The organism is Burkholderia sp. MSMB1826 (assembly GCF_001526325.1).
Taxonomy (GTDB): Bacteria; Pseudomonadota; Gammaproteobacteria; order Burkholderiales; family Burkholderiaceae; genus Burkholderia.
In genome coordinates this window covers 53,810-75,036 of the sequence record NZ_LOYN01000058.1, presented here as the reverse complement: position 1 = coordinate 75,036, position 21,227 = coordinate 53,810, and the positions used below count along the sequence as shown (strand labels likewise).

The window sequence follows — 21,227 nt, the reverse complement described above, 5'->3', positions numbered from 1 at the left end:
CACGGCTGCCTTGCCGGGCATGCGCACTGCGCGGCCCGGGAAGGCGGTCGGCCCACTCGCCTCCGTCTACACTGTGCGTTTTTTTTGGATCGGGGCGTGTCCATGGATGACGAAAACGATAGCGCGGTGCTCGAGGCGCATGTCGGTACGCGCAGCCCCTGCTGGCGTCTCGGCAGCGACAGCAACGCGCTCGAACTGGCCGCGGTCCGCGGCCTGACCAACGTCGCGATCCCGCTGACGACCGAACAGGCCGCGCGCATCCGCGCGCTGACCGGCGTCACGTCGCACCTCGTGCTGGACATCGTGCTGTTCGGCAACCCGGTCAGCCTCCATCTCGTCGGCAGGAAGGTCAATACGGTCGACTGGGCCGGCACGGCGTCCGCCTATTCCGATACCGAGTCCGTCGCCGGCGATCTGTCGCACGGGCTCGCGTTCGCCGAGCAGGTCGTGTCCGAAGTGAATTCGCTCGTCGTGATCCTCGACCGCAACGGGATGGTGCAGCGCTTCAACCGCCTGTGCGAGGAAGTGACGGGCAAGCGCGAGGTCGACGTGATCGGCCGCAGCGCGTTCGAGCTGTTCATGAGCCCCGAGCAGGGCGCGCAGTCGCGCAGCAACATCACGGGCTTCTTCGCGAGCAACCAGTCGTTCGCGGTCGAGCGCTACATCAACACGGTCAACGGGCCGCGCCTGTTCCAGTTCCGCAACAAGTTCGTGCAGAGCGGCAGCGGCGTCGACGAACAGTTCCTGATCTGCTCGGGCATCGACATCACCGAGGAGCGCAACGCGCAGCAGCGGCTCTCCGAGCTCGCGAACACCGACGTGCTCACCGGGCTGCCGAACCGCCATGCGATCAGCGAGCGCATCCGGACGGCGATCGCCGAGGAGACCGAGCTGACGCGCGGGCAGGTCGGCATCCTGTTTCTCGATCTCGACAACTTCAAGCGCGTCAACGATCACTACGGACACATCACCGGCGACCGCCTGTTGCAGGACGTGTCGGCGATCATCAGCGGCTGCCTGCCGTCCGGCGCGACGCTCGCGCGGCTCGGCGGCGACGAATTCCTCGTGCTGTTCGAACACGGCACGCGCCCGCTGCTCGAAGCGACCGCGCAGATCATTCTCGAGCGGCTGCGCACGCCGATCCATCTCGGGCTGATGGAGGTCTACACGAGCTGCTCGATCGGCATCGCGATGTATCCGCAGCACGGCGATTCGCTCGAGACGCTGATCCGCAGCGCCGACACCGCGATGTACGTCGCGAAGGAAGCGGGCAAGCATACGTATCGCGTGTTCTCGCTGGAGATGAACCAGAAGGTCGCGAAGTACATGTGGCTCGACACCAACCTGCGCAAGGCGCTCGAGGAAGAGCAGTTCGTGCTCCACTACCAGCCGGTCGTCGATATCGCGACGGGCGACGTGCACGGCGTCGAGGCGCTGATCCGCTGGCAGTCGCCCGATCGCGGGCTCGTCGCGCCGGTCGAGTTCATCCGTTTCGCGGAAGAGTCGGGGCTGATCGCGCCGCTCGGGCGCTGGGTGATGCGCACCGCGGCCGCGCAGGCCGCCGCATGGAAGGCGAAGGGGCTCGGTGTCCGGATCGCGGTGAACGTGTCCGCGCGGCAGTTGCAGGACATGAACATCGTCCACCAGTTCGCGTCGATTCTCGACGCCGCGGGGCTGAAGCCGGGCCTGCTCGACATCGAGCTGACCGAAAGTTGCTTCATCGAGGACGAGGAGGCGGCCATCGGGCTGATGCGGCAGTTCCGCCAACTGGGCGCGGAGATCCATCTCGACGATTTCGGCACCGGCTATTCGTCGCTGTCGCAGTTGTCGCGCCTGCCGCTCGACGTGATCAAGCTCGACCGTACCTTCATCTCGGCCATCGACCGCAATCCGCGCTCGCAGGCGCTGGTGCGCTCGGTCGTGTCGCTCGCGAAGGCGCTGAATTTCGCGGTGGTCGCCGAAGGCGTCGAAACGCATGCGGAAGCCGAATTCCTCAAGCAGCTCGACGTCGATCACGCGCAGGGCTACTACTACGCGCGGCCGATGCCGGCGCAGGCGTTCGAGGCGTGGCTCGCGGAGACGAGAAAGCTCAGGCTGATCGCCTGAGGGTCGTTCCGGAAACGGGCGCCGCCGGCCGCCGGCGGCGCCCGTCGCATTACACCGTGCGCAGTTTCGACACGCGCCGGTTCTGCAGCATCACCAGGCGTTCCATGTACGCGAGGTCCTTCGGCTCGATCGTGAACGCCGCATGCACCCACGCTTCCGTGATGTCCATCAGCTCCGAGCGCGACAACTGGAACACGCGTTCGCGGGCGCGCAGCATCGCACGGATGCCGTTCAGCTTGGGCTTCGTCACGTCGATGAAGGTGCGCGTCGCGAGGTACGCGTCACCGGCGTCGAACGTCTCGTCGATCAGGCCGCGATCTTCGTACCACTCGGCCGCGTGCGCTTCGCCGGTCGCGATCAACGATTCCGCGAGACCGCGGTTCGCCTTGCGCGCGACCAGCGAATAGCCGCCCATGCCCGGGAACAGGTTGAACGCGATCTCCGGGAATCCGAGTTTCACGCCCTTCTGCGCGAGCACGTAGTGATGCGCGAGCGCGGCCTCGAAGCCGCCGCCGAGCGCGCTGCCCTCGACCATCGCGATCGAGATCGCACCGGTGCCGAAGCCCGTGTAGATCTCGTACACGCCGTCGATGCACGAGCGCGCGTAGGCCATCAGCTGGTCGCGCCGGCCGCTGCGGATCGCGTCGACGAAGAAGCTCAGGTCGCCGCCGACGTTGAACAGCTCGGGGACGAGCGAGCCCGTCACCCAGAAGTCGAACTTGAGGCCCGAGTCGCGGGCGACGCGCGCGAGATGAATGATGTCGGTGACGAGTTGTTGGTTGAAGCACGGCCGCGGCTCCGATCGCAGCATCATCCACATGACGTTGCGGCCTTCTTCGTAGAAGGCGGACAGTTGCGAGAGTTCACCGGCTTCGTAAAACGGGCGGCATGCCGGATGGGATTGGAGTTGCATGGTATGTCCTCGAGAGATGTGGTTTTAAAGACCGCCGCGCCAGGCGCGAGGCATCGCCATTGTTGCGCGCGCACAAATGTCGAATTGCGGGGAAAAACGCACGACCGGGACGCCGATGCGGATCGCGTTCGGGCGGGGCGGGGATGACGGACGGGGTGACGTCGATCGGAGCGCTGTGGCGGCTGTGCCGGACGGGGTGGCGTCGATCGGAGCGCTACGGCGGGCGCCGGCCTTGCGCGCCGCGGCTTGACGCTCGCCGGTACGTCACCCACACTGGGCCGCACGACGGCGCCGCGGCGGGTACGCGGGTGGCTTGTCATCCGCGCGTCATGCGGTACGACTTCCGCCCTCGCGCGCGACGCCGATACCCGGCAACGAACGCGCGGAGAGCTTCGACGTGGTGCGGTTTCCTTCCCGATGGTCCGGCTGCCTGTTCGCGTGCGCGGTGGCGCTCGGCGCGGGTACGGCCGCGGCCGACACGCGCGGCACCGGCGACTCGCCCGATGCGGGCGATACGGCGCCCGTCACGCTCGTCAGCGACGTCCACGAATTCGTGATCCAGCACGACGGTTCGCTCGACGAGCACGACGATTCGACGCTGCGCGCGAACGACGCGAACGGCATCGACGCGGTCGCGCAGCGCTACGTCTGGTTCGACAAGAATCTCGAGAAGGTCGAGCTGCTCGCGGCCGAGACGATCGACCGCGACGGCGTCGCGCATCCGGTCGGCGCGGACGGCATCCGCGACGTGCAGGAGCCGCGCTCGGCCGGCGCGCCGACGTTCCAGGACGGGCTGCTGCGCACCGTCGTGTTCCCCGGCGTCGAAGCCGGGTCGAGCACGCGCGTCGCGTTCCGCAAGACCCGCACGAAGCCGGTCAATCGCGGCTACTTCGGCTACTACGTCGAGCCGTCGCGCGAGCCGGTCGACCGCCAGCGGCTGATCTTCGACGTGCCGGCCGACATGCCGCTGTATGCGGATGCGCGCGGCTACGTCGCGCTGCCGCCGGTCACGGCGAACGGCCGCACGCGTTACGAATTCGACTACCGGCATGGCACGTACGATCGCATCGAGCGCGGCGCGGTCGGTTACCCGACCTACGGCGACCGGCTGGTCGTGTCGACGCTGCCCGACTACGCGGCGTTCGCCGCGCGCTACCGCGACGCAGCGGTCGACCCGAGCGCGAACGATCCGGCCGTCGTGCAACTGGCGCGCGCGCTCACGGCGGATGCCGCCGATCCGCGCGACAAGGCGCGCCTGCTGTACGACTGGGTGCAGGCGAACGTGCGCTACGTCGGGTTGTTTCTCGGCGAAACGGCCGCCGCGCCGCATCGCGTGACCGACATCCTGCGCAACCGCTACGGCGACTGCAAGGATCATGTCGCGCTGTTCGGCGCGTTGCTGGCGGCGGTCGGCATTCGCAGCGAACCGGTGTTGATCAATCTCGGCGCCGTGTACACGCTGCCGTCGGTGCCCGGCTACGGCGGCGGCGCGATCAATCATGCGATCACGTGGCTGCCCGATCTCGGGCGCTACGCGGATACGACGACGGCCGGCATCGCGTTCGGCTACCTGCCGCCGATCGTGATGGATCGCCCCGCGCTGCTGGTCGATACGGGCGTGCTGTCGCGCACGCCGGCCACGCAGCCGCGCGCCCGCACCGCGCGCATCGCGATCGATGCCGCGCGGCCCGGCGCCGCGCGTTTTCAGGCGTATGTCGAGGACGACGGCTGGACGGCCGAACTCGAACGCAACCTGTTTCGCCGCGCGTCGCGCGACCGCATCGCGCAACTCGCGAACGAGCGCCTGGCGCAAAGCGGCCTGCGCGGCCGCGTGCAACTGTCGACCGGCGACCGGCGCGCGACCGACGGGCCGTTCGACGTGACCGTGACCGGCACGCTCGATCATTTCGTATGGCCGGACGGCACGACCGCGTTGCCCGCGCTGTCGAGCCTGACGGGCGGCATCGCGACGCAGGTCGAGACCTGGCTGGCCGAGCCCGTGCGCACGCAGCCGTGGGGCTGCCTCGGCGGCACGTTCGACGAGACCGGCCAGATCGCGTTGCCGGCAGGCGTCGCCGTGACCGACCTGCCGGCCGATGCGGCCGTGCACGACCGTTTCGTCGACTTCACGTCGCATTACGTGTTCGATGCGGCCGCGCGGGTCGTGCAGGTCACGCGGCGGATGAAGGCGGATTTCGGCCGTCAGGTGTGCACGCCGGACGAGTTCGCCGCGCTGCGCGCGTCGCTCGAGCGCATCGAGCGCGACACGCAGGCGCAGATCGTCGTGCGGGCGACGCGCCGTTGAGCGGCGCGGGCACAGCGTTCGCTCCGAACGGGCGAACGACGCAATCGTCGACGCGCAGGAGGGACATCATGACGGAGCGGGACCGCGAGATCGCCGAGCTCGCGAAGGAATTGCTGGGGCGGATCGTGCAGGGTACGGTCGCGGCCGGCGCGGCAGTCGATGCGCCGCAGTGTGCGGCGCTCGCCGTGCAGTGCGCGACGGCGCTGATCGACCGGCTCGACACGCTGAAGTGACGGCCGGCGGGCCGCGGCCCACGCCGGCGCCGCGCGTCGGGCGTTACGCTTCGGCGTGCACGTCGCCGCTCGCGCGCACGGCGCCCGGCGGCTTGCCGACCACGCGCTTGAACGCACGGCTGAACGCGGCGAGCGAACCGTAGCCGAGTCGGTACGCGACGGCTTCGATCGCCTCGCGGTCGCGCGCGATCCACTGCGCGGCGAGCCGCATCCGCAGCTCGGTCAGGTAACGCACGGGCGTCATCCCGGTGGCCGCGAGGAAGCGCTCGGCGAACACCGAGCGCGACACGCCCGCTTCGGTCGCGAGTTCCGCGACGCTCCAGTTGCGGCCCGGGTCGCGATGCAGCGCGACGATCGCGCGGCCGAGCTTCGGCTCGCGCAGCGCCTGCACCCAGCCCGTCGCGTCGCCGCATCCGCACTCGACCCAGCCGCGCACGATGAACGCCGCGACCACGTCCGCGAGCCGCGCGAGGATGCCCGCGAAGCCCGCGCGCGCGGTGCACGCTTCGCGCTCCATCGCATCGAGCATCGGGCGGATCTCCGGGTAGCGCGCGAGCAGCGTGCCCACGTGCATGAACTTCGGCATCGTGCCGACGAGCGGCTGCATGCCGCCGAGGTCGAGCTCCATGCACGCGCTGAAGATCAGCGCGTCGCCGGCGCCGGGCTCCGTCGTCGCGCAGGTCGCGGGCGAGACGCCGGCCGATGCCACCGACGCGACCGTATCGCAGATCTTCGCGATCTCGAAGCCGTTGATCTCGCGGCACGGCACATCCGGATCGGACACCAGCGCGTGCATGCCGCCGTGCGGCAACAGGATCGCGTCGCCCGCCTCGAGCCGCATCGTGTCGCCCGACGCGTCGCGCAGCAGCACGGGCCCACGCACGACGAAATGGAACTGCGCGCGGCCCGGCGCATGGCCGAAGTTCATTCCGAACGGCCGCGCGACCTGGATGCGGCGGTACTGGACGCCGCTCAGGCGCATCCCCAGCAGCAGCTCGCTGACGAGGTCGTGCACGTCGGGAATCGGGGGCAGAAGGGGCTCGGACATATCGAGATACGGACGTTCGATCAACAAGAACGGATTGTATGTCATAGACCGTCCTGCTGCCGGTCCTTACGATACGCCCTCATCAGTACTTTCCCTAACCGACACGGAACCCCGCATGAATCCCGGAATTTCCTCGGCCGCCTCGACGGCGGCCCCCCGCGAACCGGCCTGGCGCGCGGTATTCGCGATGGCGCTCGGCGTGTTCGGACTCGTCACGGCCGAATTCCTGCCGGCGAGCCTGCTGACGCCGATGGCCGAGAGCCTCGGTGTGACCGAAGGCGTGGCCGGACAGGCCGTCACGGCCACTGCCACGGTCGCGCTCGTCACGAGCCTGCTGATCTCGGCGCTCACGCGTACGATCGACCGGCGCCGCGTGCTGCTCGTGTTCTCGGTGCTGCTCGTCGTATCGAACCTCGCCGTGGCGTTCGCGCCGAACCTCGCGATGCTGCTGTTCGGCCGCGTCGTGCTCGGCGTCGCGCTCGGCGGCTTCTGGACGATGGCGACGGCCACCGCGATGCGGCTCGTGCCGACGGCGATGGTGCCGCGCGCGCTGTCGATCATCTTCAGCGGCGTGGCGGTCGCGACCATCGCGTCGGCGCCGATGGGCAGCTACTTCGGTCACCTGATCGGCTGGCGCAACGTGTTCCTGATCGCGGCCGTGCTGGGCGGCATCGCGTTCGTGTCGCAGATGATCACGCTGCCGTCGATGCCGCCGAGCGGCACGACGCGACTGCGCACGCTGATCGACGTGCTGCGCCGGCCGACCGTCGGCCTCGGGATGTTCGCGACGATCCTCGTGTTCACCGGGCACTTCGCGTTCTTCACGTATCTGCGGCCGTTCCTCGAACAGGTGGCGGGCGTCGGCGTGAACGGGCTGTCGGCGATCCTGCTCGGCTACGGCATCGCGAACTTCGTCGGCACGTCGCTCGCGGGCCGCGTGCTCGAACACCGGCTGCGGCCGATGCTGATCGGCATGCCCGCGCTGATGGTCGTGCTCGGCGTCGCGCTCGTCGTGCTCGGCCGCGCGCCGATGATCGACGCGGTGCTCGTCGCATTGTGGGGAATGGCGTTCGGCGGCGTGCCGGTCGCGTGGTCGACGTGGGTCACGCGCACCGTGCCCGACGAGGCCGAGAGCGCGGGCGGGCTGATCGTCGCGGCGGTCCAGCTCGCGATCGCGACGGGCGCGGCTGCCGGCGGCGTCGTGTTCGACGCGAACGGCGCGGCGGGCGTGTTCGTCGGCGCGGCCATCGTGCTGGCGGTGGCGGTCGCGACGATCGTGACCGGCGTGCCGAAGCGGGTTGGCGTGGTCGCGTCCTGACCGGCCGGCGATCCGGCGGCCGGCGGCCCGGCGGCCCGGCGGCCCGCATTGCACGGGCCGCCGGGCGATCGTCCGCGTCAGGCGGCGTCGACGCCCGCGATGCGGTCGAGTTCCGCGAGCGCGTCTGCCGGCAGATCGACGTCGGCTGCTGCGAGATTCTCGTGCAGATGCGCGACTGACGACGTGCCGGGAATCAGCAGGACATTCGGCGCGCGGCGCAGCAGCCACGCAAGGGCGACCTGCATCGGCGTCGCGCCGGTACGGGCGGCGACGCCGGACAGCGTCGACGACTGCAGCGGCGAGAAGCCGCCGAGCGGAAAGTACGGCACGTAGGCGATGCCGTCGCGGGCAAGCGCGTCGATCAGCGCATCGTCGCCGCGATGCGCGATGTTGTAGTGGTTCTGCACGCAGACGATGTCGCAGATCCGCCGGCCTTCCGTGACCTGCGCGGGCGTGACGTTGCTCAGGCCGATGTGCCGGACGAGCCCGCGCCGCTGCAGTTCGGCGAGCGTGGCCAGCGGCGCTTCGATCGATCCTTCTGCCGGCCCGTGCGGGTCGAACATGATGCGCAGGTTGACGACGTCGAGCACGTCGAGCCCGAGGTTGCGCAGGTTGTCGTGTACGGCCCGTTCGAGTTCGTCGGGCGCGAACGCGGGCAGCCACGACGCATCGTCGCCGCGTCGCGCGCCGATCTTGGTGACGATCACGAGATCGTCGCGATACGGATGCAACGCGTCGCGAATCAGCCGGTTCGTGACGTGCGGGCCGTAGAAGTCGCTGGTGTCGAGATGGTCGACGCCGGACTCGACGGCTTCGCGCAACACGCGTAATGCAGCATCGCGATCTTTCGGCGGGCCGAATACGCCGGGGCCTGCAAGCTGCATCGCGCCGTAGCCGATTCGTTTGACGTGGCGATCGCCGAGCTTGAAGGTGGCGGTGGGGCGAATGTCGGGCATGACGTGCTCCTGTCGATGGAATGAATACGTTCAGCATAGGGACGAGTCGTCTGCGCGATAAGCCGGCATAATTCGCACGGGTTGTACGAAAAGGCGAACGATGCAAACCGATCTGGGCGATCTGAACGCGTTCATGGCCGTGGCACGCGCCGGCGGATTCCGCGACGCCGCACGCATGACGGGCCTCAGCGCGTCGGGGCTGAGCGAGGCCGTGCGCCGGCTGGAAGCGCGGCTCGGCGTGCGGCTGCTGCACCGCACGACGCGCAGCGTCGTGCCCACCGAAGCCGGCGAGCGCCTGCTTGCGCGCCTCGGGCCCGCGCTGACCGAAGTGGCGGCCGCGCTCGACGATATCGACGAATTCCGGAACCGGCCGGCCGGCACGCTGAAGCTCAACGTGCCGGTCAGCGCATCGCGGCTCGTGTTGCCTGCGATCGTGCCGCGCTTTCTCGACGCGTATCCGGATATCCGGCTGGAAGTGATCGCCGAGGAAAATTTCGTCGACGTGCTGGCGGCCGGATGCGACGCGGGCATCCGCTACGACGAACGGCTCGAACAGGACATGATCGCGGTGCCGATCGGCCCGCGCATCCAGCGCTTCGCGACCGCGGCGGCGCCCGGCTATCTCGCCCGGCACGGCCGGCCGCGGCATCCGCGCGATCTGCTCGACCATCGGTGTCTGCGCGGGCGCTTCGCCAGCGGCGCGATGCCGCCGTGGGAGTACGAGCGCGACGGCGAGGTCGTGCGAGTCGAGCCGGCCGTCGGCCCGCTGCTGGTGCAGATCGGCGGCGCGACGGAGCTGCTGGTCGATGCGGCGATCGCCGGTACCGGCATCCTGTATCTGTTCGAAGACTGGGTGCGCCCGCATTTCGACAGCGGCGCGCTCGAACCCGTGCTCGAACCGTGGTGGCGGCCGTTCTCGGGCCCCTTCTTGTACTATCCCGGGCGGCGTCTCGTGCCGCCGGCGCTGCGCGCGTTCATCGATTTCATCAAGGTATCCTGAGCGTCGTCGATGCGCCGGCGCGTGCGCGTCGAGCAATCGCCGGTGGCGCGCGTCGGTCGCGTCGTCGGCGGGAAACATGCATTCCATGCGCAATTCCTGCGCGGCCGCGCTTTGCGGCGTGCCGATCGTCGTGACCGGCGAGAAGTCGCGCAGCACGACGCCTTCGCGGATGAAGCCGATCGGGATGACCGCGAGGGCGCAGCGACTGCGCCGGCGGCGTGTTTCAGTCGCGCGGAAGCGGATACGCGCACATGATGTCTCCTGACGACGGGCGCTGCCGGAATGGCGGCGCGACACCCGAAGCGTAGAAGCGGGCGTATCGCGCGCCAATGACACGCGATGTCATCGTTCGACGCGCGGCGAACGCCCGCCGCCGCGTGAATCCGTCAGCCGCCCTGCCTGACCAGCGCCGCCAGCGTCTTCATCGCCTGCAGATACGGATACGGCCCGTGGCTGATGCGCGCGACGCCGTATTCCGCGAGTTCGGCGAGCGTCGGCGTTTCCGCGACGCGCATCACGTTTACCGGCAGCGGCGACGCGGCCGTCAGCGCGCGAATGAGCGCCGGCGAGCGCAAGCCCGGCACGAACAGGCCGTCGGCGCCGGCCGCCGCATACGCGCGGGCGCGCGCCAGCGTCGCGTCGAGCAATCGTTCGTCGTGCGTATCGGCGGCCGCGTTGAAGAATACGTCGGTGCGCGCGTTGATGAAGTAGTCGGCGCCCGCGCGATCGGCTGCCTGCCGGGCTGCCGCGAGACGGGCCGCCGCGGCGTCGACGTCGCGCAGCTCGCCCGTCGACGGCACGCTGTCTTCGAGATTGCAGCCGATCGCGCCGGCCCGGATGCTCAGCGCGATCGTCTCGCCGACCTCCTCCGGCCGCTCGCCGTAGCCGCTCTCGAGATCGACGGTGACGGGCAGGTCCGTCGCGCGCACGATCCGCTCCAGCACCTCCATCATCAGTGCGCGCGGCATCTGCTCGCCGTCGACGAAACCGTTGGCGGCCGCGACGGACCAGCTGCCGGTGGCCAGCGCGACGGCGCCGGCATCGGCCACCGCGCGCGCACTGCCGGCGTCCCACACGTTGAACAGCGTCAGCGGTTGGCCCGCACGGTGAAGCGACCGGAAAGTCGCGCCTTTCTCGTTGTTGCCCATGCTCGTCTCCTCGTGGATACCGGATCGGTTGTCGTGCCGAGCGATATTGCCACCGAATCGGGCGGTGCGACGGCGGCCGGCAATGTCTGCTGACAACGCGTGGCAGGAAGTGCGCGCGACCGCCGCGGCGCGCGTCGTGCGCCGGCTCAGCCGCGCGAACCCGGATCGATCGACAGCGTGCGCAACTGGCTGCGCAACTGGTCGACTTCGCCCGGCGCGAACGGCCGCTCGATCTCGGCATGCGTGCGCTGCCACAGCGGAAACGCTTCAGCCAGCAGGTCGTGCCCGGCCGGGGTCAGTTCGAGCAGGCGGCTGCGCCGGTCGTCCGGATCCTGCGCGATCGCGACGAGGCCGCGCCGCTCGAGCGGCTTGAGCGCCGCGGTGAGCGTGGTGCGGTCCATCGCGAGCAGCGACGCGACCGATTTCATCGGGGCCGGTTGCGGCCGGTTCAACGACATCAGCAGCGAAAACTGGCCGTTGGTGAGATCCAGCGGGCGCAGCACATCGTCGAAGATGCGCGCCAGATTGCGTGCCGCGCGCTGCATGTGCAGGCACAGGCAGCAATCGCGCACCATCAGCGTCGTTTCGAAGGGAAGCTTTTCTTTTCGTGCCATGTTGCAATTGTGTTGATATCAACCTATCTTGTCAAGGTCGAGGCGCGGCAACCCGCTGCGTCCGTCATCGGAGGAGAAGGCATGAGTGCGCAACAACAGGTGTATCTCGCCGTATTTCTCGGGAGCCAGGATAGCCCGGCGATGAAGGCATGGCTCGCGCTGCCCGAGGAAGAGCGGCGCACGCGCGAGCGCGACGGCATCGCCGCATGGCATGCGTGGGTCGAGCGCCATCGCGACGCGATCGTCGAACTGGGCGGGCCGCTCGGCAAGACCAAGACCATCGACGCGGGCGGCATCCGCGACACGGTCAATGCGCTGACCGGCTTTACCGTCGTGCGGGCGGCGTCGCACGACGCGGCCGCCGCGCTGTTCGAAGGTCATCCGCATTTCACGCTGTTCCCGGGCGTGTCGGTCGACGTGATGCCGGTGCTGGCGATTCCCGGCGCGTGAGCGACGCGCGATGCCGGGCGCTGCGTGTCGCCCGGTTCGCTGCGCGTGGCCCGGATACGGGCTTTTTTCCGACGTTCTGGATGGAGATTGGCGATGAAGCTTTACGGATTTGCCGGCACCCGCTCGCAACGGGCGCTGTGGGGGCTGAAGGAACTGGATGCGGATTTCGAATTCGTGTCGGTCAACCTGCTCGAGGGCGAACACAAACGGCCCGAATTCCTGCGCCTCAATCCGGCCGGCAAGGTGCCGGTGCTGGTGGACGGCGACCTCGTGATTCCCGAATCGGCCGCGATCGTGCTGTATCTCGCGGACAAATACCCGGAGAAGGCGCTGCTGCCCGTCGATCCGGTGCTGCGGGCGCAGGCCTATCGGTGGATCATGTTCGCGGTGACGGAGCTCGAGCAGCCGCTGTGGCGGATCACGCGGCATACGTTCCTCTATCCGCCGGAGAAGCGCTCGCCGGCCGATATCGAACTGGCGCGCGAGGATTTCGCCACGATGGCCGTCATTCTCGACAAGCATCTCGAAGGGCGCGAGTTCATCGTCGGCGATGCGCTGACGGTGGCCGATTGCGTGACGGCCTACCTGATCGACTGGGCGAACGAATGCCACCTGATCGAACCGTTCCCGCAATTGCGCGCGTATCTCGAACGGCTGTATGCGCGGCCGAAGGCGCCGCAGCGGATCGCGGAGGCGAGGCAGGCGGCGTGAAACGGGGGGCGGGTCATGTGCCGTATCGGCATGACCCGCCGCGTTCGCTTACGAGCGCGACACCGTGTCGGGCCCGCCAAGCGCACGGCACAGCATCGCCAGATCGCGCAACGTGAGATGCGGCGTCGCCGGATGCCGCGGCGCCCGTTCTCCTTCGGCCCGAGGCTCGCGCACGACCCATGCGGCCTGAAGCCCCGCATTCAATGCGCCGACGATATCGAGGTGGAAATCGTCGCCGACATGCAGCAATTCGGCCGGACGGACGTCGAGCGCGGCCGCCGCCGCATGGAAGATCTCGGGTGCCGGCTTGGCGAAGCCGAAGGCACGCGCGCTGAGCGTCGTGCGGAAGAATTCGCCGCCGCCGGTCAGCCGCAGATCCGCGTTGCCGTTGGTGACCGCGATCAACGGAAAGCGGGCGCTCAACCACGCCAGCGCCGGCAGCGCGTCTTCGTAGAATTCGACGCGATTGCGCGCCGCGTAGAAGACGTCGTAAGCACGGTCGGTCAGCGAGACGTCTTCGTTCGCGCGTTCCAGCGCGAGCCGGATCGACCCGATTCTCATCGCGCGATAGTCGCCGGCGAGATCCGGGTATAAACGTTCGTATTCCTCACGTAGCGCACTGAGCGCCTGTTGCGTCGGCAGCACGCTCGCGGTATGGGGCGCATGCTCGATCAGCCATGCGCGAAGCGCCGCCTCGGCCCGGACGACGGACGGCCCGAACGGCCACAGGGTGTCGTCGAGGTCGAACGAGAGGGCGGAAACTTTGGCGAGACGCATGGCGGCGGAAAGCGGGAAGTCGTTTTACCAGGGCCACGGAACGGAGGTTCCGGTGCCGTGGTCGAGGGCATGCCGATACAGCAAGCGCGCGACGGTCAGATCCTGAAGCGCGAGCCCGGTCATGTCGAAGACGGTGATCTCGTGCGCGGCACGGTCGACCGACGTCGCACCCGCGAGGATGTCGCCGATTTCCGTACGCGGCAAATCGGGCGCCCACTGGCACTCGCCGATGCTGCGCGCCTGGTCGTGATCGTCCACGACGATGCGCGCGCGTTCCAGCACGCCCGCGGGAAGTTCGCGCTTGCCCGCGGTATCGGCGCCCACGCAGGTCAGGTGGGTGCCCGGCTGAACCGCATCCGCGTCGAACAACGCGCCGCCGCCGGGCGTGGCCGTGATCACCACGTCGCTATGGGCGACCGCCTCGTTCCGGTCGCGCGCCACGCCGATCTCGCACCGTTCGACGAAGTGCGATTCGAACGCCGGGTCCGGCTCGCCGCTGACGTTCACGTACTGCACCGCGCACCGCCGCGGCAGCAGCCTGAGCGCGTAGTCGAGTTGCACGCGCGCCTGCACGCCGGTGCCGAACACGCAAATCCGCGTGCTGTCGCGGCGCGCGAGCAACTGCAGCCCGAGGCCGCCCGCGGCGCCGGTCCGCGCGGTGGTGATCGCGTTGCCGTCCATGATGCACAGCGGCCTGCCCGTCGCCGGATCGAACAGCGCGACGGTGGCCTGATGCGGTTCGCCGCCGCGTGCCCGATTGCCCGGCCAGAATCCGGCGGCCTTGAAGCCGAGCAGATCCTGACCGGCGACGTCGCCCGACTTGATGCCGAACACGCCGCCGGTATGCAGCTTCTCGCGCACCACCGGGAATACGCGTCCGGCCCGTTGACCGTGCAGCACGAAGGCTTCGCGGACGGCCGCCATCACTTGCCCGGCCTGCAGGGCGGGCTCGATGGCATCGCGGTCGAGGAGAAGGAGGCGGGCGTCGGTCGGCATGATGGGGGCCTGTTCGGCACGAGACGAATCGATAATTTTTAAATTTTGTCCAAAACTGGACGAACAGTCAATTCCGGATGACACGGCATGGCCGCCGGACTTCGCTCACCAGCCGTAGAAGCGCGGCCACGTCTGCGCGTCGCCGTCGTCGCCGATGGCCTGGTATTCGGGATGTTGCGCACCGGTGGCGCATGCGTGATTCGGCAGGATGCGCAGGCGCGTGCCGATCGGAAACCGCTGCGCGATACCCGTATCCGGCGTGCCCGCGCGCGACACGATCCCGTGTTCCTGGTTGGCGGCGCTCATCAGGTAGTCGCCGAGCACGTCGCCGGCTTCGGTGCAGATCTGCCCGTAGCCGAAATCGCGCGCCTGGCGCTGCGTGCCGCGGTCGCGGCTCATCGCCATCCAGCCCGCGTCGACGATCGCCCAGCCTTTCTCTTCCTGATGGCCGATGACGGTTGTCAGCACCGACAGCGCGATGTCGGACAGTGCGCACACGCCGATGTTGTGCATCACGAGGTCGAACATCACGTACACGCCGGCGCGCACTTCGGTCACGCCGTCGAGCCGTTGCGCCGCCAGCGCGGTGGGCGTCGATCCGATACTCACGACCGGGCACGGCAAGCCGGCGGCCCTCAGGCGCTCCGCGGCCCGCACGGTGCGGCTGCGCTCCTGTTCGGCGAGCGCGACCAGCGCCTCGGGCGTGTCGTATTCGTAGCTGGAGCCCGCGTGGGCCAGCACGCCGCCGAGCAGCATGCCGCCGTCGGCCAGCGCGCGCCCGACGTCGATCAGCCGGTCGGATTCGGGCGGGATGCCCGAGCGGTGGCCGTCGACGTCGACCTCGATCCACACGTCGAAACGTTCGCCGTGCTCGCGCCCGAAGGCGGCGATCGCGTGCGCGGCCGGCAGGCTGTCGGCGACGATCTTCAGGTCGCAGCCCTGCCGGCGCAGCGCGAGCGCCTGGCCGAGCCTGGCGGGCACCATGCCGACCGCATAGACGATGTCGCGGATGCCGTCGGCGAAGAACTGCTCGGCTTCCTTGAGCGTCGACACTGTGATGCCTTGCGCGCCCGCCGCGAGCTGCGCGTCGACGACGTGCCGGCATTTGGTGGTCTTGACGTGCGGCCGGAACCGGACGCCGAGTGCGTCGAGATGCGTCTGCATGCGCGCGATGTTGCGACGCATGCGGCCGACATCGATCAATGCGGCCGGGGTATTGAGCGTGTGAAGGTCCACGGTGGGTCCGATTGCGAGGTTGCCAGGCGCTCACTGTAGGCCAGTTGGCCCGCATCGTGCTTAATGCAGGACTAATCTGCCATTAAGCCGGATTTAATGGGCTGAATCTCGCGGATCGCGCCCCCGGCTCACGCCTTGCCGCGCCACGGCGGCGGATCGAGAAACCGCCGCGCGGCATCGAGAAACACGCGCTGCCGCGCGGAGCGGCCGGTACGCGACGGCAACAGCGCCGTCACCGGCGCGGGCGGCAGGTTCCAGCCGGGCAGCAACCGGACGAGCTTGCCGTTCGCGAGCAGCGGCGCGACGTCCCACTCGGAGCGTTCGACGATGCCGAGTCCGGCGAGCGCCCATTCGGTGATGACGGTGCCGTCGTTCGACGACAGCGCGCCGGTGACGCGGATGACGGCAGACCGCCGCGATTCGCCCTTGACGCCGCTGCCGGGCGAGAAGCGCCAGCGCGGGATGTCTTCGTCGTTCTCGCGCAGGCACAGGCAGTCGTATCGTGCCAGGTCGGACGGATGGTTCAGGTCCTCGATGCGGCGCGCATACGCGGGGCTCGCACACAGGAAGCGCTCGTTGGGCGCGAGCGGATAGCCGATCCACGACGACGACTTGAGGCTGCCGACATGGACGACCACGTCGGCCCCCGCCGCGCTGGTCAACGGGCTTTCCGACAGATGGAGCGAGACGTCGAGTTTCGGATGCGCACGGTGCAGGTCGCGCACGATCCGGGCGACGTACTTGCGGCCGAAGCCGAGCGGGGCGACGACGCGCAGCGTGCCCTGCACGTCGCCGTGGTCGCCCGCGATGCCGACCGGCAGCGCCTCCACGCGCTCGAGAATGCCGACGGCTTCCTGATACAGCCGCTGCCCTTCGTCGGTGAGCGCGATGCCTTTCGGCTGACGCACGGCGAGCCTGGCGGACAGGCGTGCCTCCATCCGCTGCAGGCGGATCGTGACCGCGGGCGGCGTGAGATCGAGCAGCCGGGCGGCGGCGGCCAGCGAGCGCGACGTGCCGATCGCGCGGACGAGTCGAAGGTCGTCGAGGTCGAGCATTTCATGGCTCTTGATGCAGATGATGGCGAGCATTAAACCGCACATCGCGCGGCGAAGCCATCGGCGTGGCACGGGGCGGCGCCGACGAGGACCACCCGAACGCGTCTGTCACGTTCGTCCGACACATTGAGTTTTCCGAATCGATCGCGACGCCGCGCTTACCGCACCCGCCTACGCGTCCAGCCCGAAAATCAGCGACCGGTGTGCGCCCACGCCGGCCGCCACGCCCGATGCCGATGCGAACGTCGCATTGGTCATCAGGCTCGATGCGTCGCCGGCCGCATACACGCCGGCGACGCTCGTCTGCTTCCACGTATCGACGCGAATCGCGGGGCCGAGCGGCCCTTCGTCGAATGCGCAGCCGAGCTGCTGCGCAAGCTCGCTCGCCATGGTCGTGCGCGCGCCGATGAACAGCGCGTCGATCGGCACGACCTGACCGTCGGCGAGCCGCAGCGCGTCGATACGCGGCGCATCGCCGAGGATCTCGACGACCGGCGAGCGCTCGATGCGCACGCCGCGCGCAGCGAGCAACGCGGCCTCCTCTTCATTTGCTTCGACCACGCCCTGCGTGAACCATGTCGTCGGGCCCCAGTCCGGAATCAGGATCGCCTGATGGACCGACAGCGGATGCGTGGCGAGCACGCCGAGCCGCTGGCCGCCGACCTCGTACCCGTGGCAGTACGGGCAGTGCAGCACGCTGATGCCCCAGCGTTCGGCGAGCCCGGGCAGCGCCGGCAGTTCGTCGCGGATGCCGGTCGCGAGAATCAGCCGGTCGGCGCTCGCGTGGCGGCCGTCGGCCAGCGTCACGTCGAAGCGGCCGTCCGCGCCGCGTTCGGCGGTGCGGACCTCGCCGTCGACGCGCTGCACGGTCGGATACGCGGCGAGCTGCGCGCTTGCTTCGGCGACGATCTGTGCGGGCGGCTTGCCGTCCTGCCCGAAGAAGCCGTGCGCGTGTTCGGCAAAGCGGTTGCGCGGTCGGCCGGCGTCGATCACGAGCACGCGGCGGCGTGCCCGCGCCAGTTGCATCGCGGCCGACAACCCGGCAAAGCTGCCGCCGATCACGATTACTTCATGATGGGAATGCATGCATCGACTCCTTTCTGAACCTGCGTGAATGACCACGTGCTCCGCTGGCGGACAACTCATGAAACACGAGAAGTTGCATGATAGGGCGATGGTATCATTCACGCAACTTCAGAAGTTTCGAGAAAAGGGAGACCCGCCCGTGAGAACCGACAGCCGTTTGTCGCGCATGCTGCATGCGCTGATCCACATGGACCAGGCCGACGGCCCGCTGACGTCGGAGACGATCGCGACGATGCTGGGCACGAACCCGGTCGTCGTGCGGCGCCTGCTCGGCGGGCTGCGCGATTGCGGGTACGTGCAGTCGGAGAAGGGGCACGGCGGCGGCTGGGCGTTGAGCGTCGCGCTCGACGACATCACGCTGCTCGACGTCTATCGCGCGGTGGGCGAGCCGCCGCTGTTTTCCGACCTGGTGTCCGAGGATGCGCCCGAGTGCCTGGTCGAGCAGGCCGTCAACGCGCATCTGTCGGCGACGCTGAAGGAGGCCGAAGCCGCGTTGCTCGCGCGCTTCGGCGAAGTCACGCTCGGCATGCTGTCGCGCGATTTCGAAGCGAAGGCGGCCCGGCGGCGCAAGCCGCGCTGACGCGTCGCAGCATCGCGCTCGGGGCGCACCCGACTGGCGATCCGGCGCGGCCGAAACTGCCGCGCCGCGGTGTTCTGTCCCCCGACTTCTGCCCGGTTCGCCCGCCACAGGGCAAAATACGGGTTTTCCGCACCCGCGAGGGCGCGTTCGAATCACGCGCCGGGCGGCGGCAGTGCGCATTCCGCACGTTGCCGCCGGGCGCCCAGGCAAGATCGCTCGCCGTGCTGCGAGCCCACAGGAGTCCAGACCCCATGCCCGAATCCAACCTGTCCTTCTTCGGCCGGCTGTCGCTGGCCGTCGGCACGTTCTTCTCCGTGCTCGGCAACCGCGAGTTCGCGGCCGAAGTGCTGCGCGTGCGCGACGGCGTCCCGGCGGCGGTGCCGGTTGCCCCGGCCCCGGCAGCACCGGCACCCGCTGCTGCGCCGGCACCGGCCGCGGCGCCCGTGAAGGCGCCGGCCCCCGAGCTGCGCGAAGCGAGCCCGCAGGCCGCCCTGCAACTGCTCGGCCTGCTGCAACGCGATGCGCGCTTCATCGATTTCGTCGAGGAAGACATCGCCGGCTACGCGGACGCCGACATCGGCGCCGCCGCGCGCCTCGTGCACGACGGCTGCCGCGCCGCGCTGCGCGAACACTTCACGATCGTGCCGGTGCGCGACGAAGCCGAAGGCAGCCGCGTGACGCTGCCGGCCGGTTTCGACGCGACGGCCGTGCGCGTGACGGGTAACGTGGTCGGCGCCGCGCCGTTCACCGGCACCGTCAGCCATCGCGGCTGGCGCGTGTCCGACGTGCGCCTGCCGAAGCTGACGGGCAGCCACGACGCCTCGGTGATCGCGCCGGCGGAGGTGGAACTGTGAGCGATCCGCGCTATTCGATCGGCATCGACCTCGGGACGACCCATTGCGCGCTGTCGTACGTCGACAGCAGCACGAGCGACGGCGAAAAGATCGTGCAGCAGGTGCTGCCGATCGCGCAGCTCACCGCGCCCGGCGCGCTGGAATCGCGCGACCTGCTGCCGTCGTTCCTTTACCTGCCGCATGAAAGCGAGCTGACGCAGGGCGACCTGACGCTGCCGTGGACGGCTTCGCGTGCGTTCGCGGTCGGCGAAATGGCGCGCACGCGCGGCGCCGGCACGCCGATCCGCCTCGTGTCGAGCGCGAAGAGCTGGCTGTGCCACCCGGGCGTCGACCGTCGCGCGGCGATCCTGCCGAGCGATGCGCCGCCGGAAGTGGCGCGCGTGTCGCCGCTGGAAAGCTCGATTCGCTACCTGACGCACCTGCGCGAGGCGTGGGACCACGCGCATCCCGACGCGCCGTTCGCCGACCAGGACGTGACGGTCACGATCCCCGCATCGTTCGATCCGGCCGCGCGCGAACTGACGGCGGAAGCCGCGCGGGCCGCCGGCTACTCGCGGATGACGCTGCTGGAAGAGCCGCAAGCGGCGCTCTACAGCTGGATCCAGAAGAGCGAAGGCGGCTGGCGCAAGCAGGTGCAGGTCGGCGACCTGATCCTGTGCGTCGACGTCGGCGGCGGCACGACCGACCTGTCGCTGATCGCGGTGGTCGAGCGCGACGGCAACCTCGAACTGCATCGCGTGGCCGTCGGCGAGCACATCCTGCTCGGCGGCGACAACATGGACCTCGCGCTCGCGCACGTGGTCGCGCGCAAGCTCGCGCAGCAGGGCACGCAGGCCGATCCGTGGCAACTGCGCGCGCTGACCTACGCGTGCCGCTCGGCCAAGGAAACGCTGCTGTCCGACCCGACCACCGACACGGTGCCGCTCGTCGTGCCGAGCCGCGGCTCGAAGCTGATCGGCGGCTCGATCCGCACCGAGCTGACGCGCGCGGAACTCACGCAGACGATCCTCGAAGGCTTCTTCCCGCAAGTCGACGCCGCCGCGCGCCCGGTGAGCCGCGCGCGCGTCGGCCTGACGCAGCTCGGCCTGCCGTATGCGCAGGACGCCGGCATCACGCGCCATCTCGCGGCGTTCCTCGGCCGCCAGGTCGCGGCGCTCGACACGCTCGAAGGCGTGCAGCGCACGCTGCCGCCCGGCGCGACGTTCCTGCATCCGACCGCCGTGCTGTTCAACGGCGGCGTGTTCAAGTCGACGCTGCTCACGCAGCGCGTGCTCGACACGCTCAACGGCTGGCTCGCCGCCGAAGGCGCGCCGCCCGCGCGCCTGCTCGAAGGCGCCGATCTCGATCTCGCGGTCGCGCGCGGCGCGGCGTATTACGGCTACGTGAAGCGCGGCCGTGGCGTGCGCATTCGCGGCGGCACGGCGCGCGCGTACTACGTCGCGATCGAATCGGCGACGCCCGCGGTGCCGGGGCTCGAACCGCCGGTGCAGGCGCTGTGCGTCGCGCCGTTCGGGATGGAGGAAGGCTCGGACGCGGCGCTGCCGCCGCAGGAGTTCGGCCTCGTCGTCGGCGAACCGGTGCAGTTCCGCTTCTTCGGTTCGTCGGTGCGCCGTCAGGATCAGGTCGGCACGCTGCTCGACTACTGGTCGCCGGACGAACTGCAGGAACTCGAAGAAATCCAGGCGACGCTGCCCGCCGAAGGGCGTACGGTCGGCGAAGTCGTGCCGGTGAAGCTGCATGCGCGCGTGACCGAAGCCGGCACGCTCGAACTCGAGGCGATCCCGAGCGGCACGAACGAGCGCTGGAAGGTCGAGTTCGACGTGCGCGGCGCCGCCTGAGCA

The 21,227-nt window shown here is 69.4% G+C and carries 20 protein-coding genes and 1 pseudogene; 10 read left to right on the top strand and 11 right to left on the bottom strand.

Features of this window, described 5'->3' with window-relative positions:
- The first annotated feature begins 102 nt into the window (after positions 1-102).
- Positions 103-2,106, top strand: coding sequence for a cyclic di-GMP phosphodiesterase (gene pdeR / locus WS95_RS31265; RefSeq protein ID WP_059828009.1), 2,004 nt, complete (start codon positions 103-105; stop codon positions 2,104-2,106).
- 49 nt (positions 2,107-2,155) lie between these two features.
- On the opposite strand, the gene WS95_RS31260 is transcribed toward pdeR, so the two are convergent.
- Positions 2,156-3,019: a crotonase/enoyl-CoA hydratase family protein gene (locus WS95_RS31260; RefSeq protein ID WP_059828007.1), complete on the bottom strand. Its 864-nt coding sequence runs from the start codon at positions 3,017-3,019 to the stop codon at positions 2,156-2,158.
- Positions 3,020-3,416: 397 nt separating this feature from the next.
- Between WS95_RS31260 and WS95_RS31255 the strand changes: the two genes are divergently transcribed.
- Complete coding sequence (locus tag WS95_RS31255; protein ID WP_059828005.1) at positions 3,417-5,324, top strand: DUF3857 and transglutaminase domain-containing protein; 1,908 nt, start codon at positions 3,417-3,419, stop codon at positions 5,322-5,324.
- A 68-nt stretch (positions 5,325-5,392) separates the two neighbouring features.
- A complete protein-coding gene (locus tag WS95_RS35430) occupies positions 5,393-5,557 on the top strand; it encodes a hypothetical protein (RefSeq protein ID WP_179950244.1) in 165 nt (54 codons plus the stop codon).
- A gap of 43 nt (positions 5,558-5,600) precedes the next feature.
- On the opposite strand, the gene WS95_RS31250 is transcribed toward WS95_RS35430, so the two are convergent.
- The gene (locus WS95_RS31250) at positions 5,601-6,650 is read right to left on the bottom strand and encodes an AraC family transcriptional regulator (RefSeq protein ID WP_059828003.1); all 1,050 of its coding nucleotides are present in this window, start codon (positions 6,648-6,650) and stop codon (positions 5,601-5,603) included.
- 70 nt (positions 6,651-6,720) lie between these two features.
- Between WS95_RS31250 and WS95_RS31245 the strand changes: the two genes are divergently transcribed.
- Entirely contained in the window at positions 6,721-7,923 is a 1,203-nt protein-coding gene (locus WS95_RS31245; protein ID WP_059828000.1) for an MFS transporter, read from the top strand.
- A gap of 77 nt (positions 7,924-8,000) precedes the next feature.
- Here WS95_RS31245 and WS95_RS31240 read toward each other — a convergent pair whose 3' ends face one another.
- The gene (locus WS95_RS31240; protein ID WP_059827998.1) at positions 8,001-8,879 is read right to left on the bottom strand and encodes an aldo/keto reductase family oxidoreductase; all 879 of its coding nucleotides are present in this window, start codon (positions 8,877-8,879) and stop codon (positions 8,001-8,003) included.
- A 100-nt stretch (positions 8,880-8,979) separates the two neighbouring features.
- Between WS95_RS31240 and WS95_RS31235 the strand changes: the two genes are divergently transcribed.
- Complete coding sequence (locus WS95_RS31235) at positions 8,980-9,879, top strand: LysR family transcriptional regulator (RefSeq protein WP_059827996.1); 900 nt, start codon at positions 8,980-8,982, stop codon at positions 9,877-9,879.
- 18 nt (positions 9,880-9,897) lie between these two features.
- Here WS95_RS31235 and WS95_RS35970 read toward each other — a convergent pair.
- The 3 genes and pseudogenes from WS95_RS35970 to WS95_RS31220 all read right to left on the bottom strand — a co-directional run.
- Positions 9,898-10,074, bottom strand: a pseudogene (locus tag WS95_RS35970) (transcriptional regulator); the annotation flags it as partial.
- A gap of 191 nt (positions 10,075-10,265) precedes the next feature.
- Positions 10,266-11,027, bottom strand: coding sequence for an isocitrate lyase/PEP mutase family protein (locus WS95_RS31225; RefSeq protein WP_034205481.1), 762 nt, complete (start codon positions 11,025-11,027; stop codon positions 10,266-10,268).
- Positions 11,028-11,173: 146 nt separating this feature from the next.
- A complete protein-coding gene (locus tag WS95_RS31220; RefSeq protein WP_059827992.1) occupies positions 11,174-11,641 on the bottom strand; it encodes a MarR family winged helix-turn-helix transcriptional regulator in 468 nt (155 codons plus the stop codon).
- Between the two features lie 81 nt (positions 11,642-11,722).
- Here WS95_RS31220 and WS95_RS31215 point away from each other — a divergent pair, with 81 nt between their 5' ends.
- On the top strand, positions 11,723-12,091 hold the full coding sequence (locus WS95_RS31215; protein WP_034205479.1) for a hypothetical protein: 369 nt from the start codon (positions 11,723-11,725) through the stop codon (positions 12,089-12,091).
- A gap of 93 nt (positions 12,092-12,184) precedes the next feature.
- A complete protein-coding gene (locus WS95_RS31210) occupies positions 12,185-12,802 on the top strand; it encodes a glutathione S-transferase family protein (RefSeq protein WP_059827990.1) in 618 nt (205 codons plus the stop codon).
- Between the two features lie 48 nt (positions 12,803-12,850).
- Here the strand turns inward: WS95_RS31210 and WS95_RS31205 are convergent, their stop codons facing one another.
- The 5 genes from WS95_RS31205 to WS95_RS31185 form a co-directional block, all read right to left on the bottom strand.
- Entirely contained in the window at positions 12,851-13,579 is a 729-nt protein-coding gene (locus WS95_RS31205; RefSeq protein WP_059827988.1) for an HAD family hydrolase, read from the bottom strand.
- A 24-nt stretch (positions 13,580-13,603) separates the two neighbouring features.
- Positions 13,604-14,575: an ornithine cyclodeaminase family protein gene (locus WS95_RS31200; protein ID WP_059827986.1), complete on the bottom strand. Its 972-nt coding sequence runs from the start codon at positions 14,573-14,575 to the stop codon at positions 13,604-13,606.
- A gap of 105 nt (positions 14,576-14,680) precedes the next feature.
- Positions 14,681-15,811, bottom strand: coding sequence for a DSD1 family PLP-dependent enzyme (locus WS95_RS31195; RefSeq protein WP_059827984.1), 1,131 nt, complete (start codon positions 15,809-15,811; stop codon positions 14,681-14,683).
- A gap of 128 nt (positions 15,812-15,939) precedes the next feature.
- Positions 15,940-16,899, bottom strand: coding sequence for a LysR substrate-binding domain-containing protein (locus WS95_RS31190; RefSeq protein ID WP_059827983.1), 960 nt, complete (start codon positions 16,897-16,899; stop codon positions 15,940-15,942).
- A 138-nt stretch (positions 16,900-17,037) separates the two neighbouring features.
- Positions 17,038-17,952 carry an NAD(P)/FAD-dependent oxidoreductase gene (locus WS95_RS31185; protein WP_059827981.1) on the bottom strand — a complete coding sequence of 305 codons (915 nt, stop codon included), beginning with the start codon at positions 17,950-17,952 and terminating at the stop codon, positions 17,038-17,040.
- Between the two features lie 139 nt (positions 17,953-18,091).
- Here WS95_RS31185 and WS95_RS31180 point away from each other — a divergent pair, with 139 nt between their 5' ends.
- The 3 genes from WS95_RS31180 to WS95_RS31170 all read left to right on the top strand — a co-directional run bounded on the left by WS95_RS31180 (position 18,092) and on the right by WS95_RS31170 (position 21,224).
- Complete coding sequence (locus tag WS95_RS31180) at positions 18,092-18,532, top strand: Rrf2 family transcriptional regulator (protein WP_059827979.1); 441 nt, start codon at positions 18,092-18,094, stop codon at positions 18,530-18,532.
- 251 nt (positions 18,533-18,783) lie between these two features.
- Positions 18,784-19,386 (top strand): DUF2760 domain-containing protein, encoded by a 603-nt coding sequence (locus WS95_RS31175; protein WP_059827978.1) that lies wholly within the window; start codon positions 18,784-18,786, stop codon positions 19,384-19,386.
- Positions 19,383-21,224, top strand: a complete 1,842-nt coding sequence (locus WS95_RS31170) for an Hsp70 family protein (protein WP_059827976.1) — start codon at positions 19,383-19,385, stop codon at positions 21,222-21,224. The genes WS95_RS31175 and WS95_RS31170 overlap by 4 nt, the downstream gene beginning before the upstream one ends.
- The last annotated feature ends 3 nt before the right edge of the window (positions 21,225-21,227 follow it).